Origin of the sequence: Chromobacterium sp. CV08, assembly GCF_051129845.1 — a bacterium.
Lineage (GTDB): Bacteria > Pseudomonadota > Gammaproteobacteria > Burkholderiales > Chromobacteriaceae > Chromobacterium.
In genome coordinates this window covers 2,028,521-2,044,563 of sequence record NZ_CP150453.1, presented here as the reverse complement: position 1 = coordinate 2,044,563, position 16,043 = coordinate 2,028,521, and the positions used below count along the sequence as shown (strand labels likewise).

Below are 16,043 nucleotides of genomic sequence, written 5' to 3'. Positions count from 1 at the left end.
CGCCTTAGGACTGAACCGCGGGTTCGGCCTTGATCAGGAACAGGCGAACGGTGCTGCGGCTATTTTTCTGGGTGGAGCGGAACAATTTGCCTATCAGCGGGATATCGCCCAGCAACGGAATCTTGCTCTCGCCCTCGCTATGCTCGTCCTGGACAAACCCGCCCAACAGCAAGCTTTGACCGGCTTTCAGCAGTGTCTGGGTGGACACTTCAGCATTCAGCGTCTGCGGCAGCGGCTCATGCTGGCTGACCGTGCCGGCCTGGCGGCCATCCTGAATCACCAGCGTCAACATCACGTTGCGCTGGCCGCCTTCATCAACCAGCCGTGGTGTGACCCGTAGCAGAGAACCGGTGGAGATGGATTCCAATTTGGCGACTTTTTCCGCCAACAGCTTGGTGTAGAACGTGATGTTGCGGTCCAGCACCGCCTGGGTGTTATCCAGCGTCACGACAGAAGGACGGGACAGGATCTGCGCCTTGGCCTTCTGTTGCAGCGCATTGAGCTTGACCATGAAGCCACCGGTGTTGGAAATCACGGTGGAGAAATTGTCCGAGCCTTGCTGACCAGCACTGTTGAAACTGATGCCGTTGCCGCCGATGCTGGCCGATGCCGACCAATCGATGCCCAACGCGCTCAAATCTTGGGAATTGACATCGATGATCATCACCGACACCTCAATCAGCGCCGGTTTGCGGTCAAACTGCTCAATCAAACTGGCATATAGCGGCATATTGATTTTGCGATCACGCACAATGACCGCGTTCTGGCGCGGATCCGCCGAGAACATCGGCAAGCTGCGGTCGGTCGGCGGCTGCTGGCCTTGGTTTTCCTTCAATGGCAGCGTGCGGCCCTGCGCCATGTCCTTCAGCACGCTCACCACCCCCGGCACCGCCACCTGTTGGCCGCGATAGCTGTAGCTGCCATCCGCCGCGGTAGCGTATTTCAACGGGAACAGCTGGATGATTTCCTGGTTTTGTTCGTGATTGAGCTTCTGCTCATCGATGCGCTTGGCCAGCTGTTCCACCCGGTTGAGGCAAATCGGCACGCCATGCACCTCCATCGCGTTGGACGCCGGCACCGCGCGCACCCGGCAATAGCGCCGGTCCAGAATGCCGCTGCCCTGCAATTGGCTGATCAAAGTGCTCACCTGCAGATAGGCGGGGGTGATCAGCTGGCTGCTCACTTCTTGCGCTTTGTAAACGTAGATGGCTTGCCCGTCGTAATACCATGCCAGCTTATGCAGGCGCGCCAGCTGATCCAGCGCCTGTTCCGGCGGCATGCTGCGGATCGCGCCGATAAAGGGCTCGTCGACCTGCTTGCTTACCACCACCGGGACGCTGTAATTGGCGCCCAGATCGCGCAGCACATCCGCCAGCTTGCTGCCGCGAGTGGACAGGAAAAATGGCGCGCTACTCTGCCATGGGATAGCTGCGAACGCCTGTGCGCAAGTCAATGCGACCAAGCCAGGGCCAAGCCATTTCGATGCTCTCATACCCGCCTCCCAGCTGCCGAGCCAATGGATGAAACCGAAGAAGCATGCTTGACCAGCCAGGCCACCACGGCCAGTTGCTGATTCAATGTGGCTTCCCACTCGACGGCACTGAGACCATGCTCATGACGGCGGACCAGATACAGTTTGCCGCGCTCGAGCAATAAGCCATCATCCAGATTGGTGCGTATCGACGCCAGCCATAGACAAACGCGCTGGAGCCAGGCGTCATCCAAGACCTCCAGTTCGATTTCAATAGCCAACGTGATTCCTTGCGGATAGGACCATCCCCAAGCGGGGACGCCTGCCAGATCCAGGAGCCAGCGATCACTGCGGGGCGAGAGCACGCAAACCCATTCCAATGCGGCCAAAGAGTCAGGAAGTTTCATCGCGTCTCGATTACGTTGGGGAAGGCTGACATTGTGCGAAGATCGTCAGCGGAGATTTATCAGGTGATGACCTGAAACCCCACATGGCGACGTGCCCCACCCACGCCTTCCCTGCCCGCGCTTGTGCTTGCCTGTTTGCGAAACTTGACGGAAACGATACAGAGTCATTACTCTGAATTTAAGAAAATTCCTAAAAATCAGAAACGTCAAATGGGTAGCCTCAATGACTCCAGCCGGACATTCCCCAAGTGCCGTCGTACAGCGGGTACTGTTGGTAGAAGACCATTCCTTGCTGAGCAGTGGCATCAAAAACCTGTTGTCGGCATCGCCGGCCTATCATGTGGTCGGGGAAATCAGTAATGGCCTGGAAGTCTATTCCGCCTGTCTGCAGCTGAAGCCGGACTTGGTGCTGCTGGACTTGGGGTTGCCGGGCATGGATGGCATCGATGTCATTCGCCAATTGAGACAACGCTGGCCGGAGCTGGCCATCATCGTGATCACCGCCGACAGCGCCGAACATAGGGCGCGGGCAGCGCTGGAGGCTGGGGCGCTCGCTTATGTGCTGAAGAAAAGTCCGCAACAAATTTTGTTGGCAGCATTGCAGATCACATCCCAGGGTCGTACTTTCCTCGACCCGTCCCTCGATCTGGAGCAAATCACCGAAACCCGCAACGTAGAAGGGCCAACCCGGCTGACCATGCGGGAAAGCCAGGTACTGAAGCTTATCGCCCAAGGAATGCGCAACCGGGATATTGCCGAGAATCTGAAGATCACCATCAAGACAGTGGAAACCCACCGGCTGAACCTGATGCGCAAACTGGATGCCCACAATGCGGTAGAGCTAACCAACTGGGCAATACGGCTCGGCATACACTAGCTCAGTGGTTCGCTACCGAAAGCTGGAAGAAAGAAGGCTAAGAGTCGCTAACAGAATTCATCAACAAACCGTGAGAAAATCAGGGAACAAGCCAGCTTCAACAACGCATAATGCGTATCGAGCCGACGTTCAAAGCGAATGCGCAGGCTCGCTGGCTCAAGGCCGGATCACAGGAAATCATCCCCCCAAAGCGGTGAAGCGGACCCGAGAATGAGCGCCGCCCAAGTTCATGAAATCGATGCGCCATTGCGGGCATTCAGTTGTGATGCAACACGCACAGATGTTGTCATTGCAGGAGCCTCAACCATCGACTCTTAGCAATTCTCGCAACCCGTCTATCTCTTGCCGACTTGGCCAAGCATCTTTCATGATTCCCCCCTCCAGCCGTTCGCAAACCAGATGCACGCTTTCCATCCCAGCCAGGCCCGCGCACCCCTTCAACGCATGGAGCGCTTCCAACAGCTCCTGTGATTCTCGCGCTTCCCATGCCTTGCCGATGCGTTCGCCAAACAACAGAAGGGTCGCGCCCAACTCCTCGCGAAGCTTGTTATCCACCAGTTCCAGCATCGGTTTTTGCAACTGGGTATTCGGCATCAATTCAGCGCCTCGGGCCAGTTGCAAGGATACCGCCAGCTCAATCGCCGCCATCAACTGCTCCAAACTCAGGGGCTTGGGCAAATAACCACTCATTCCCGCCGCTTTGGCCCTCTCCCCCTCTCCGGATATCGCATTGGCTGTCAGCGCGATGATGGGAACCTCGGCATCCAGAACATCGGCGTCCGAGTCGCGCCAGCGCCGCGTCGTCTCATAACCATCCATATCCGGCATGCGCACGTCCATCAGCACCAGATCGTAGACAGCCTGCCTCCCATGCTCCAACGCCTCCCGGCCGGAAGCAGCCGTTTCCACCTTGTGTCCCAGCTCGAGCAACATCCGGCCGACAATATCGCGATTGACGCTGACATCGTCCACCAACAATACCTTCAACGACCACGGGCACAAGGAGAGCGGCGCTGAGGCATCTTCAACCAGCTCCTCATTATGGATAATGGCCTGCAAACTCCGCCATAAACGCCCCGGCAAATATCCCAGAGAGGGCGACTTCAGGCGCGAATCCTCTCCTTCCTGCGGATCCATTCCCCACATGCGTAATTGCGGATGCAAAGCCTTTGGCGCAATGAAAGGGCCGGAGAACTTTCCAAGCGTATTAAGCGGACCATTCAACGGCAACATCAAAGTAAAACAAGACCCCGTCCCTAGTTCGCTCTGCAACAAAATTTCCCCGCCCATCAGATTGGATAGCCGAGAGGCGATGGTCAGACCCAATCCATTGCCACCATTATGCATATGAACCTGAACAAATGGTCGAAAAATATCCAGTTGCTTGTCTTCCGCAATGCCTGGGCCCGTATCCTCAATGGAGATCGCCAGCATGTCTCCCTTGCGCGCAACCAGCACGCTAATGTGCCCGCTCTCGGTAAACTTGACCGCATTGCCTAGCAGATTGATTAGAATTTGCTGCACCCGCATGCGATCCATAGCCATTTCAGCCGGAACCTCATCCGTTACCAAAACTCTTAGCGCCAAATCTTTTTCTTGGGCCCGCAAATGAATGGTCAACATGACCTGATCCAGTACCTGCAAAACAGATACGGATTCGTATGACAACTCCAGCTGGCCCGCTTCGATATGGGAAAAGTCCAGCAAGTCATTAATTATGATCAGTAGATAATCCGTGGAAAACCGCGCAGTATCGATGAGCTCTCTTTGCTGCAATGTGAGTGTACTGCGCTGCAACAAGCTCAATGCGCCCACCACCCCATTCAGTGGTGTGCGTATTTCATGACTGATGCTGGCAATATGCTCACTCTTACGCCGGCTCATCAGCTCTGCTATTTTTCTGGCCTCGTCCAACTCTTGGGTGCGCTTATGCACACGTGCTTCCAGTGTCCGATAGTGGGACCGAATCGTGGCCAACAGCTTATTGTAAGCCTTGGCTATGCGACCCAATTCATCCTGGCGGTTGTCTGGCAGACGGTAATCTAAGTTCAACAACTTGAAACGATCTATCACCGCAATAATCCGCTGCAAAGGACTGCCCACTTGTAGCTTAAGCACCAAAAACGTAATGACCAGCAGCATAAATAGCATTATGACGGTTGATGGCAAGGTTCCAAGTAGCAGGTCCAAAGACTTGCTTGCCACTGCACGCTGTGGATATCTGGCGACCATGCTCCATGGAGGCCCCTTAAAGGGCTTGCATACATAGTAAAAATCATCAATCCGGACAGAGACGTCTTCATTGCAAGATGGGAAATGGGCGGCAGGAAAATCTTCGAAAGGAATCGCTTTATCCGTCGTCGCTATAGGCAGCCATTCTCCATCATAGGTCAACATCGCAAAAGAAATATCGTTTCTCAACTCATGATTCGGCATGGGCATCCGCCAGACTTCAACATTCTTGCCTATCATCACTCCGGTGTCAGGCTGAATTTCGGCAACGGAAACATATAATTTATTAGTAACATCCCAAAAGGGCCTACCCCAGTGAAAACCATGCGTACCGGGCGTATTGGCAAGCTGGCTAAGTATATGCATCCTTTTCTGCAAATAGACATCGGACATAGAGTTTGGATTAAAGAAAACAAACCCTTGCTTCGGCAACATTACGAAAGTCGATTCGTGATCACTTCCGTTCTCATCGCCGAATATCTCCACAATCTGCATTGCTTTTTTCAGCTGTTGCGGATCGGGCTTTGCCCCAGAAAATGGCACGAATACCGTTCGTTCGACGGCGACGTCAAGATCCGCTCCACTTTTCATCGATGCCCATAAAGTAGATAGGGTATGAATGCGCCGCTCAGCCTGTTCATAATGGTTGCTCTCTTCATTTACCGAAGCGCTGAGTTCCAATGAAAGCTCATTGCGGATAATGCTTTGCGTGCTGATATAACGCGAATAAAAAACAATGCATTCCGAGGAAAGCCAAAAAATGATGATGACACAGCCAAGCGTGATGACTAGACGCCAGGTCAGAGCGGTTTCCCATAATTTTTTCATAATCCAAATAATCCTGAAACCGATGCGCAAGGGGCGCCCCATCCCTTTTGCATAGTTAAATCATACGGTACGTCTACTCCTTCAGGTATTCACCCGATAGTCCCACTCCGAGCATTTTTAGATCATAGCCCGAGCCTGGCGCCTTTGCCGCTTAGCACACGATGCCGGACTTCCGGCCGAGCCCACCCACCACCACCTCAGAGAAGCCTGATGGAATTACAAACCGCACGGCGGCTGGAACAGTTTCTTCAGCTGTCCGAGCTGCCCACGCCCCGTGTCGAACCGCGGATGGAGTTCTCCATGCCACCGTTCCGGCTATACATCGAATACCTGGACGGCCGGGTCCTGCTGTCGTTGGCCCGGAGCATCGAACATGTTCACCAGAGTGAAGCCTTGAAACGCTTGCTGGCATCCTGCCAACCGGCCAGAACCCAGGGCACGCCATTGCGTGCCTATATTCTGCGCGATCAGCTGGTACTGAGTTGCGCTCCCTCCGCAGGCAGTGAAACCAACCATTGGCTCTCCTGTGTGCAAACCATGCGGCGCCTGCTCGAAGCTACGGCTGGAGAAGGCTGATGAACCGGATCAAATCCTTCCTGATGATGGCGGCCGGGCGGCAGGATATCGTCCTGGCGGTCATGCTGCTGGTAGCCGTGTTCATGATGATCATTCCATTGCCTACCGGCCTGGTGGACTTCATGATTGCGCTCAATCTGATGATCGCCGTCATCCTGCTGATGATGTCGCTGTACATCCGGGAGCCGCTGGAATTTTCAGCCTTCCCCTCGGTATTGCTGATCACCACCCTGTACCGCTTGGCGCTGACCATCAGCACCACCCGGCTGATCCTGCTGCAGGCCGATGCCGGTGAAATTGTCTACACCTTCGGCAGTTTCGCGGTGGGAGGAAACCTCGGCGTGGGCTTGATCGTATTCGTCATCATCACCGTGGTGCAATTCATCGTCATCACCAAGGGTTCGGAACGGGTGGCGGAGGTCAGCGCCCGCTTCTCGCTGGACGCCATGCCCGGCAAGCAGATGAGCATAGACGGCGACATGCGCGCCGGGGTCATAGACGCCAACGAGGCGCGCCGCCTGCGCGGACTGGTGCAAAAGGAAAGCCAGCTGTACGGCGCGATGGATGGTGCGATGAAATTCGTCAAGGGCGACGCCATCGCCGGCATCATCATCATCCTGGTGAACATCCTGGGCGGCACCGCCATCGGCGTAATGATGCATGGCATGAGCGCGAGCGCGGCCCTGTCCACCTATGCCATCCTGTCGATCGGCGATGGTTTGATCGGCCAGATACCGGCGCTGCTGATTTCCATTACCGCCGGCACCATCGTGACCCGGGTGCCGGGCGAGCAAAGGCTGAACCTGGCCAGCGATTTGACCGACCAGATCGGCAAACAGCCGCAGGCCCTGCTGCTGGCCGCGTCGGTGCTGCTGGTTTTCGCGCTGATTCCCGGCTTCCCAGCCATCTACTTCATCCTTCTCGCCGCGATGGTCAGCGCCGCCGCATGGTGGGTGAAAAAGTGCAAGCGTGCCGCCAGGAGCGACTCCACGGGCTCGCCCTCCTCCGAATCTGGAGCCGATGCCGGCGGCGAGACCGCCAATATGTCGCCCGGCGCCACGCCGCTGATGATGCGCCTGTCGCCTGACCTTATCCGTTCCAGCCGCCTGCCGGCGCTGCTAGACACCTTCCGGCACGGCAAGTTCGAGCAGTTGGGCATTCCACTCCCGGAAATCCAGCTGCAGAAGGACGCTTCGCTGGCTGCCGGCACATTGCAGATTCTGCTGTACCAAGAACCGGTGTTGACGGTTTCGCTGCCCGAGCGGCTATTGCTGGCCGACATCGCCTCGCCCAAGCTGCCGCAATCCGAGCAGACCGACAAGCTGCCTTTCGGCAATCTGAGCCTGCAGTGGCAGAGCCCGGCGCAAAAAGAAGCCTTGTCCGCCATCGGCGTCCAGCTGCATCAGGATGAAGACCGGATCGTTCATTGCCTGTCCATCATCATCGACCGCTACGCCGCCGAATTCGTCGGTGTGCAGGAAACCCGCTTCCTGATGGATGCGATGGAGTCGAAATACGCCGAGCTGATCAAGGAAGTGCAACGCCAGCTGCCCATCGGCCGCATCGCCGACGTGCTGCAGCGCCTGGTGGCGGAAGGCGTGTCCATCCGCGATCTGCGCAGCGTGTTCGAGGCCTTGATCGAATGGGCGCCGCGGGAAAAAGACCCGGTCATGTTGCTGGAATACGTCCGCATGGGCCTGCGCCGGCACATCGTCACGCGTTACCGCGCCGGACAACCCTGGATCAGCGGCTGGATGATAGGCGACACCATAGAAGGCATGGTGCGCGAAGCGATACGGCAGACTTCGGCGGGCTCCTACTCGGCGCTGGATCCTGAGCATAACCAGGCCATCATGAGCTGCATCCGCGAGGCCGTCGGCGACGCGGAGAAACGCAATCAGGTGCTGATCACGGCGATCGACGTGCGGCGATTCCTGCGCAAGGTGGTAGAGAGAGAATTCTTCAACTTGCACGTGTTGTCGTTTCAGGAAATCGGCGAAGAAGCGGAATTGCGCGTGGTCGGCAATATCGATCTGATCGGGGAGTATTAGAATGCGGCTTCCAGACATCCGTCTCATCGAAAACACGCTGCGGGAACGACTGGTCCTGGCCCCGGCGCCGCCTGGGCAAGGCTCCGGCATCGAACTGTTCGGCCGGGTCACGGAAATTGGCCCCACCCTGCTGAAAGCCTCGCTGCCCGGCGCCAGCCTGTCGGAGTTATGCCGGCTGGAACCTTCCGGCATCGAGGCCGAAGTGGTCGCCGTCACTGGAGACCACGTGATGCTATCGCCATTCAAAGAACCGCTGGGCGTCACCATCGGCAGCCGGGTCAGGCCTTCCGGCAGCCCACACCAGTTGCGCCTGGGCGATTTCCTGCTGGGGCGGGTCGTCGACGGACTCGGCCGTCCGCTGGATGGCGACGAGCTTCCCGCCGACAGCGAGCTGCGCAGCCTGGACGGACCCGCGCCCAATCCGCTGACCCGGCAATTGATAGACACGCCGCTGCCGCTGGGCGTCAGGGCCATCGATGGCTTGCTGACTTGCGGCATGGGTCAGCGCATCGGCATCTTCGCCGCGGCGGGCGGCGGCAAGAGCACGTTGCTGGGCATGATCTGCGACGGCAGCCTTGCCGACGTCATCGTGCTGGCGCTGATTGGCGAACGGGGCCGTGAGGTGCGTGAATTCCTCGAACATACCTTGTCGGAGGAGGCTCGGTCCCGCTCCATCGTAGTGGTGTCGACATCGGACCGTCCGGCGCTGGAACGGCTGAAAGCCGCCTACACCGCCACCGCCATCGCCGAGCATTTCCGCGACCAGGGTAAGAACGTACTGTTAATGATGGACTCCCTGACCCGTTTTGCCCGCGCCTCGCGCGAGATCGGCCTGGCCGCGGGAGAGCCCGCAGCCGCCGGCGGCTATCCTCCAAGCTTCTTCGCCCGCCTGCCCCGCCTGCTGGAACGGGCCGGTCCGGCTGAAACCGGCAGCATCACCGGCATCTACACCGTTCTGGTCGAGGGCGACAATCTCAACGAGCCGGTCGCGGATGAAGTCCGCTCCATCCTGGATGGCCACATCGTGCTGTCGCGCAAGCTGGCCGAGGCCAACCACTACCCGGCCATCGATATCGGCGCCAGCGTCAGCCGGATCATGGGCCAGATCGTCAGCGCCGAGCATCGCCAGCAAGCCGGGAAATTACGCCGGCTGATGGCCGCGTACAAGGAAATCGAGCTATTGGTCCGGGTGGGTGAGTACCAACCTGGCCAGGATGCAGAGGCGGACGAGGCGCTGGAACGCAAGGACGCGATCCGGCAATTCCTTTGCCAATCCGTCACCGAAAAGAACGACTTTGCAGAAACACTGGAACAACTATGGCAGACAGTCGACTGACCTTGGCCACTCTGCTGTCTCTCAAACAAAGGCGCGAACGCGGCATCCGGGCGGCCATCGCCAAACTGGAACAGCGGGAAGCCGATCTGAACGGCCATAAGCAGCAGCTGTTGCAAGAACGGCAGCAGCTCTGGCGCCAATGGCGCAATTGCGGCGCCGCCGAGCAAGTGCTCGATCAGCAGGAATGGCAGTCGTTCAAGTCCCAGCTGGCCGACTACTACCACCTGGATCAATGCCTTCTCGAGCAAGTGGCGGCGACTGACAAGCAATGCGCCGATCTGCAAATTGCCAAGGCGGAGCAGCGGCAGTTGTTGCGCCAGGCCCTGCTGGACCAGGAAAAATTCAAGCTTTTGATGGAGTGAACATGGATATCTTCCCCTTGCATCTGCGCCGCTACGCCAGCCAGATGGACGACAACACGCATCATGGCCCGTCCGACGAGCATGACGAAAAACATTTCGCCGCCCTGATGGCGGCTGCGGAAACACAACCCGACCCTCAGCGTCAACGGCCTAACGCCGGCGCCTGGATCGATTTTGTAACGTCCACCGCGGACCCGCGCCTATCTGCGAGTCAATCTACATCCGCGCAGGAACAACCATTGCCACAGGCCGCGGCTAATAAATTGGACCATCTGCGATTGCGGCTGACCAATGGCCCGCTGGCCGGCCTGGAACTGGAGGCCGAATGTCATGGTATCGAGTTGCTGATCAAGCTGCGTTCGCTCGATCTGCAAGCATGCCGTCACGCCTTCGGCAGCGCATCCGAACTGGAATGCATGTTGAGCCAGCAGTTCGATCGCCCCGTGCAGATAGAGGTGATAGATGCCAATTCCCCGCTTAAGTAAGGAAACCGGCCTGCTGTTGAGCAAGGTCGGCCATGGCCGGCGGCTGGATTCCACCGACGGCAGCCTGATCCTGTCCTTCAACCACCGCGAGGCTGGCCCAGGACTGAGCCTGATCGCCCAGTTGGATGACCAGCCGGTAAGGCTATGGATGGCTGAGGCCCAATGGCTGCAATGGGTAGAGCCCATGCTGTCCCTCCCCTCCTCGGACATGGCCCCGCCCGATTTGCGCGAATTGCTCGCCGTCTGGACCCTTGCCGACGCAGGCAGCGGCCTGGACGACCAGGGTCTGCCTTGGCCGCAGGCCACGCGCTTGGAACCGGAACCCATCGATGCGGGCATGGGTTGGCGGCTGAGGATTCTGCGGGGTGAACGACAGCTTGATCTATTGGTGCGGGACGCCCCCCAGTCCTGGCTGGACGCCCTTGCCGAACAGGCCTATCCAATGGAAATGGATGAAACGGAGACGGCCATTACAGCAGGCGTTTCGCTGATCGCGGGCTGGAGCATGGTGGAAATGGCCTCCGTTCGCAAGCTGGTCGTCGGCGATGCGCTGCTGCTGCGCTACAGCTTCGACGTCGCGGCCGGGAAATTCGGACTATTCAATCGACAGCCGATCGCCAGCCTGGTGCAGGACGGCGAAACCGGTATTTTCACCGTGGAGACTCTGATGAGCGATTTTGAAGACTGGATGGATATCACCCCGACCCTCAGCCCAGCGGAAGAGCAGGCCCTGGGCGACGCCATGATCACCGTCACCGTGGAAGTGGCGAAGATGGAACTCCCCTTGCACCAGCTGGGCAACCTCCAACCCGGCACCCTGCTCTCCAGCGCGGTCAGCAGCGACGGCCTGGTCACGTTGAAGGCCGGCGGCCGTCCTATTGCCCGCGGCACCTTGCTGGACATCGACTCTTGCCTGGCGGTACGGATCGAACACCTGTGCTGAGACGGTTCAGGTATCTACCCGATGGGAGGCTGGCGATCACAATTGAATAATGAGGATATTCAATGTTACGCCGGTTTTCCCCATGTCCTTACTAGACCAACCGCTGCAATTAATCGTCTTGCTGTTCGCTCTGTCCATTCTGCCGCTACTGGTTGTGCTGGGCACTTCGTTTCTCAAGCTGGCCGTTGTGTTCGCGCTGCTGCGCAACGCATTGGGCATCCAGCAGATTCCGCCCAATATCGCCCTGTACGGGCTGGCGCTGATTTTGACCTTGTTCATCATGGCGCCGATAGGCTTGGAGATTCAGGACAATCTGATCGCCCGCCCGATCAAGATCGAATCCCCAGCCTTCATCCAGCAGGTCGAATCTGGTGTCTTCACCCCGTACCGCGTATTCCTGGAACGCAACACCGCTCCGGAACAGGTACACTTCTTCGCCGACATCGGCCATCAGATCTGGCCTGAGAAATACCAGCAGAGGATTCCTGACAATTCGCTGCTGGTGCTGATGCCGGCCTTCACCGTGAGCCAGCTGATCGAAGCGTTCAAGATCGGCTTGCTGCTGTTTCTGCCCTTCGTCGCGATAGATCTGGTGGTATCCAACGTGCTGCTGGCCATGGGCATGATGATGGTATCGCCGATGACCATATCCATGCCGCTGAAACTGTTGGTTTTCGTTCTGATGAACGGCTGGGAAAAGTTGCTGGGCCAACTGGTTCTTTCTTTTTCCTGAGACGGGGAGACCATTATGAGCGAAGCCATGATCGCCCAGCTCGCCACGCAGATGATGTGGCTGGTGCTACTGTTGTCGCTGCCCGTCGTCGTCGTCGCCTCTTTCGTCGGCGTGCTGGTCAGCCTGGTACAGGCGCTGACGCAGGTGCAGGACCAAACGGTGCAATTCTTGGTCAAGCTGCTCGCCGTGTCGGTCACGCTGGCCATGACCTATCACTGGATGGGCGACGTGCTGCTCAATTACGCGGGATTGGCATTCGATCAGATCACGCAAATGCGGGACTGACATGGTCTACTGGACACAATGGCTGCCGGTGCTCGGCCTATGCATGCTGCGCCCGCTGGGTGTCTTTCTGCTGATGCCGCTGTTCAGCACCGCCAATCTGGGCGGCGCGCTGATCCGCAACTCGCTGGTGCTGATGATCGCTCTGCCCCTGCTGCCGGTTTACCCGCAATGGCAGCTGCCCGCTGCCGGCGCCTGGGGCTATGTCCTGCTCGCTGCCGGAGAAATATGTATCGGGCTCATGATCGGCTTCTGCGCCGCCATCCCGTTCTGGGTGCTGGACATGGCCGGTTTCCTGATAGACACCATGCGCGGCTCGTCGATGGCCAGCGTGCTGAACCCCTTGCTGGGCCAGCAGTCCTCGCTGTTCGGCCTGCTGTTCACTCAGATATTCGGCGTGCTGTTTCTGATCAGCGGCGGCTTCAATGAATTGCTCGAAGCGATTTACCAGTCCTACGTGACCCTGCCGCCCGGCGCCGCCATCCACTACTCGCCCGAAGCCCTGTCGTTCTTCTATCGTCAATGGCAGCTGATGTACGAGCTGTGCCTGCGTTTTTCCATGCCCGCCATCGTGGTCATCCTGCTGGTGGACATGGCGCTGGGCCTGGTCAACCGTTCCGCTCAGCAATTGAACGTGTTTTTTCTGTCCATGCCGATCAAGAGCGCGTTCGCGCTGCTGATGCTGATCGTCAGCCTGAGCTTCGCCTTCAATGGATTGCTGGATTACAGCGCGCACTTCACCAAGCTGACCGACGCCTTGCTGGAGCAGTTGAGATGAGCGAGAAAACTGAAAAACCCACCCCCAAGAAAATCCGGGACGCCCGCAACAAGGGACAGGTGGCCAAAAGCACCGAGATCACCAGCGGCGTGCAATTAGCCGTACTGCTCGCGTATTTCTGCTTCGAAGGCCCCCATCTGCTGCAAGCGCTGCAGGCTATGCTCGACGTCGCGATCAGCGTCGTCAACCAGGATCTCGTCTTCGGCATCAATCAATTGACCGGCGCCTTCCTCGAGCTCGCCATGCGTTTCCTCGGCGGCATCGCGGCGCTGGTCGTCGTCATGACCATCGCGGCGGTCATCGCGCAGATCGGCCCCTTGCTGGCGACGGAAGCGCTGAAGCCGTCGTTGGAGAAGTTGAACCCGGTCTCCAACCTCAAGCAGATGTTCTCGATGCGTAGCCTGTTCGAGTTCATGAAGTCCATCTTCAAAGTGACGATATTGTCGCTGATCTTCTTCTACCTGCTGCGGCAGTACAGCCCATCCATCCAATTTCTGCCCTTGAGCGATGTCGCGACCGGCATGCGCGTCAGCACCCAGCTGCTGTTCTGGATGTGGGCTTCGTTGATCGGCTTTTACATCATTTTCGGCATCGCCGATTTCGCCTTCCAGCGTTACAACACGACCAAACAACTGATGATGTCTCTTGAAGACATCAAGCAGGAATTCAAAAACTCGGAAGGCAATCCCGAGATCAAGCAAAAGCGCAAGGAAGCGCATCGCGAGATTCAAAGCGGCAGCCTGGCCGACAATGTCTCCAAATCCACCGCGGTGGTCCGCAACCCCACCCACATCGCGGTTTGCCTGCGCTACCAGCCCGGCGAAACCCCTCTCCCTCTGGTGACCGCAGTCGGCCGCGATGCGATGGCCTTGCATATCGTGAAGCTGGCCGAAAAAGCCGGCATCCCGGTGGTGGAAAACATTGAAGTCGCGCGCGCGCTGGCCGCGAAAACCAAGATCGGCGGGTACATATCCGCCGAGCTATTCGAACCGGTTGCGCAGATCCTGCGCTTGGCCATGAATATTAACTATGACGATGAAGACGATGATTGACATCAAGCCCATTATCAGGTTTCTGCTATGTAGTGTCAGCTTGGTTTCGCATGCGTGGGCAGCCCCGCTTGCCGAGTCCTCTCCATCCCAATCCGCGCCCTTGGTCTGGACCCGGGGTCCAGAGCCATCCGCTCGCGCAGGTTCGGAGCCGGCGGCCTCCAGCCAACCCGTCTCATCCGGCCCGGAAACCAAGACAGCACCTCAAGACGGCATCGCCGCGCATCTGCCGCTGGCCCATAAAATATCCCATGAGCTGGATCTCGATCCCAAACTGCTGCATGCGATCATCAAGGTCGAATCCGGCTATCGGCCTCGGGCCATCTCGTCAAAGGGTGCCCAAGGCCTGATGCAGGTGATGCCGGAAACCGGGAAACGCTTTGGATTTACCGATTTGATGAATCCGGAAAACAACTTGCGCGCCGGCGCCAGCTATCTGAAATGGCTGCTGAATCACTTCGAGAACGATCTGGAGCTTGCAATCGCTGGGTATAACGCGGGGGAAGGCGCAGTTAAAAAGCATGGCAGGAAAATCCCGCCGTATCCGGAAACGCAAAACTATGTAAAAAAAGTAATGGCATCGTATTCGGAGCCAGAGTCCCGTCCCTTGCCTCCAGGCCCCACCCCCGGCCCCAGCAAAACCCAGATACCGACCCCTGCGGGACAATCCATCCCGGCCAAGCTATTCGGCTTGCTGCTGTCATCTCCGCCCCCTCCTAGAAGCTAGATAGTGTGGACTGCACCCGGGTCAGTCCAACCGTCGCCGCGCAACGAGCAGTGGACAGGCTAATCGTCGCCGTCAAGCCCATCGTAACCGAGTAACGAGCGACACCTATCCTAGCCGACGAGCCAAGATGATTGTCGCGGAAGCCGCCGCCAATGAACCGTTTTATTTCTTGATTTTCTATTCCACATAAAGTTAGGAAAGCGCGTAATTGCTGGAAAACACCGTGACGCCGTGCCGCCGGCACAAACCGGCGATTTCGAAGAAGGGACCGAACATCTTGATGCCGGAAAGCGCCTTGGCCTCGGCGCTGGCCGCCACCACGCAGCCGTCGTTGTTGCTCAGCACCACGATGGGCTTGTCGGCCAGGTCGGGCCGGAACACGCGCTCGCAGCTGGCGTAGAAATTATTGCCGTCGACCAGCGCGAAGGTCTTCATCGGAATTTCTTCACGCAGGCGGTGACCACGCCCCAGACCTGCAGCTCCTGCCCCTCCTCCATCACGATGGGCAGATAGGCCGGGTTCTCCGGCATCAGCGCGCAGCAGCCGCGCTTCTGATGCAGGCGCTTGACGGTGAACTCGCCGTCCACCACCGCCACCACGATGTCGCCGTGATGCGCGGTCAGCCCCTTGTCCACCACCAGCAGATCGCCGTCGTCTATGCCGGCGCCCTCCATCGAGTCGCCCTTGACCCTCACCATGAAGGTCGCCAGCGGATCGCCGACCAGGTAGTCGTGCAGGTCGATGGCGCTTTCCATGTGGTCGCTGGCCGGCGACGGAAAGCCGGCGCGGACGGTGCCGCCCGCCAGCGGCAGGACGCCGCCTTGCGGCGGAATCGATAAGGGATGATATGCGCTCATGCCGGCACCTTGAATATGTACACATTCAAGATACAGCAGAGTCGCGCCG

Annotated in this window: 17 protein-coding genes; 12 read left to right on the top strand and 5 right to left on the bottom strand. The window is 58.2% G+C overall.

Annotated features, from left to right (window positions below; all coding sequences use genetic code 11):
* Window positions 1-4: 4 nt before the first annotated feature.
* Together WNM05_RS09930 and WNM05_RS09925 are read right to left on the bottom strand one after the other, a co-directional pair.
* A complete protein-coding gene (locus WNM05_RS09930; RefSeq protein WP_011136144.1) occupies window positions 5-1,492 on the bottom strand; it encodes an EscC/YscC/HrcC family type III secretion system outer membrane ring protein in 1,488 nt (495 codons plus the stop codon).
* On the bottom strand, window positions 1,489-1,878 hold the full coding sequence (locus WNM05_RS09925; RefSeq protein WP_011136145.1) for a hypothetical protein: 390 nt from the start codon (window positions 1,876-1,878) through the stop codon (window positions 1,489-1,491). Before WNM05_RS09925 ends, WNM05_RS09930 begins: the two co-directional genes overlap by 4 nt.
* Before the next feature lie 223 nt (window positions 1,879-2,101).
* Here WNM05_RS09925 and WNM05_RS09920 point away from each other — a divergent pair, with 223 nt between their 5' ends.
* Window positions 2,102-2,755 (top strand): two component system response regulator, encoded by a 654-nt coding sequence (locus WNM05_RS09920; RefSeq protein WP_434634612.1) that lies wholly within the window; start codon window positions 2,102-2,104, stop codon window positions 2,753-2,755.
* 300 nt (window positions 2,756-3,055) lie between these two features.
* Here the strand turns inward: WNM05_RS09920 and WNM05_RS09915 are convergent, their stop codons facing one another.
* A complete protein-coding gene (locus WNM05_RS09915; protein WP_434634610.1) occupies window positions 3,056-5,815 on the bottom strand; it encodes a two component system sensor kinase in 2,760 nt (919 codons plus the stop codon).
* A gap of 210 nt (window positions 5,816-6,025) precedes the next feature.
* On the opposite strand from WNM05_RS09915, the gene sycN reads away from it, so the two are divergent.
* Genes sycN through WNM05_RS09860 form a run of 11 tightly spaced genes read left to right on the top strand, consistent with a single transcriptional unit; the run spans window position 6,026 to window position 15,137 of the window.
* Window positions 6,026-6,391 carry a type III secretion chaperone SycN gene (gene sycN / locus WNM05_RS09910; protein WP_434634608.1) on the top strand — a complete coding sequence of 122 codons (366 nt, stop codon included), beginning with the start codon at window positions 6,026-6,028 and terminating at the stop codon, window positions 6,389-6,391.
* Window positions 6,391-8,442: an EscV/YscV/HrcV family type III secretion system export apparatus protein gene (locus tag WNM05_RS09905; RefSeq protein WP_434634607.1), complete on the top strand. Its 2,052-nt coding sequence runs from the start codon at window positions 6,391-6,393 to the stop codon at window positions 8,440-8,442. Before sycN ends, WNM05_RS09905 begins: the two co-directional genes overlap by 1 nt.
* Window position 8,443: 1 nt before the next feature.
* Window positions 8,444-9,778 (top strand): EscN/YscN/HrcN family type III secretion system ATPase, encoded by a 1,335-nt coding sequence (locus WNM05_RS09900; protein WP_434634605.1) that lies wholly within the window; start codon window positions 8,444-8,446, stop codon window positions 9,776-9,778.
* A complete protein-coding gene (locus tag WNM05_RS09895; protein WP_043596233.1) occupies window positions 9,760-10,140 on the top strand; it encodes a hypothetical protein in 381 nt (126 codons plus the stop codon). Before WNM05_RS09900 ends, WNM05_RS09895 begins: the two co-directional genes overlap by 19 nt.
* A gap of 2 nt (window positions 10,141-10,142) precedes the next feature.
* Window positions 10,143-10,625: a hypothetical protein gene (locus tag WNM05_RS09890; RefSeq protein WP_434634603.1), complete on the top strand. Its 483-nt coding sequence runs from the start codon at window positions 10,143-10,145 to the stop codon at window positions 10,623-10,625.
* Complete coding sequence (gene sctQ / locus WNM05_RS09885; protein ID WP_434634601.1) at window positions 10,603-11,568, top strand: type III secretion system cytoplasmic ring protein SctQ; 966 nt, start codon at window positions 10,603-10,605, stop codon at window positions 11,566-11,568. Before WNM05_RS09890 ends, sctQ begins: the two co-directional genes overlap by 23 nt.
* 49 nt (window positions 11,569-11,617) lie before the next feature.
* Window positions 11,618-12,301, top strand: coding sequence for a type III secretion system export apparatus subunit SctR (gene sctR, locus WNM05_RS09880; protein WP_434634599.1), 684 nt, complete (start codon window positions 11,618-11,620; stop codon window positions 12,299-12,301).
* Between the two features lie 15 nt (window positions 12,302-12,316).
* The gene (gene sctS / locus WNM05_RS09875) at window positions 12,317-12,586 is read left to right on the top strand and encodes a type III secretion system export apparatus subunit SctS (RefSeq protein WP_011136155.1); all 270 of its coding nucleotides are present in this window, start codon (window positions 12,317-12,319) and stop codon (window positions 12,584-12,586) included.
* A 1-nt stretch (window position 12,587) separates the two neighbouring features.
* Window positions 12,588-13,361 (top strand): type III secretion system export apparatus subunit SctT, encoded by a 774-nt coding sequence (sctT, locus tag WNM05_RS09870; RefSeq protein WP_011136156.1) that lies wholly within the window; start codon window positions 12,588-12,590, stop codon window positions 13,359-13,361.
* Window positions 13,358-14,413 (top strand): EscU/YscU/HrcU family type III secretion system export apparatus switch protein, encoded by a 1,056-nt coding sequence (locus WNM05_RS09865; RefSeq protein WP_434634598.1) that lies wholly within the window; start codon window positions 13,358-13,360, stop codon window positions 14,411-14,413. The genes sctT and WNM05_RS09865 overlap by 4 nt, the downstream gene beginning before the upstream one ends.
* A complete protein-coding gene (locus WNM05_RS09860) occupies window positions 14,406-15,137 on the top strand; it encodes a lytic transglycosylase domain-containing protein (RefSeq protein WP_434634596.1) in 732 nt (243 codons plus the stop codon). The genes WNM05_RS09865 and WNM05_RS09860 overlap by 8 nt, the downstream gene beginning before the upstream one ends.
* Window positions 15,138-15,329: 192 nt before the next feature.
* On the opposite strand, the gene WNM05_RS09855 is transcribed toward WNM05_RS09860, so the two are convergent.
* Window positions 15,330-15,572, bottom strand: a complete 243-nt coding sequence (locus WNM05_RS09855; protein WP_434634595.1) for a hypothetical protein — start codon at window positions 15,570-15,572, stop codon at window positions 15,330-15,332.
* Window positions 15,569-15,994 (bottom strand): LexA family protein, encoded by a 426-nt coding sequence (locus WNM05_RS09850; RefSeq protein ID WP_434634593.1) that lies wholly within the window; start codon window positions 15,992-15,994, stop codon window positions 15,569-15,571. Before WNM05_RS09850 ends, WNM05_RS09855 begins: the two co-directional genes overlap by 4 nt.
* Window positions 15,995-16,043 lie beyond the last annotated feature (49 nt).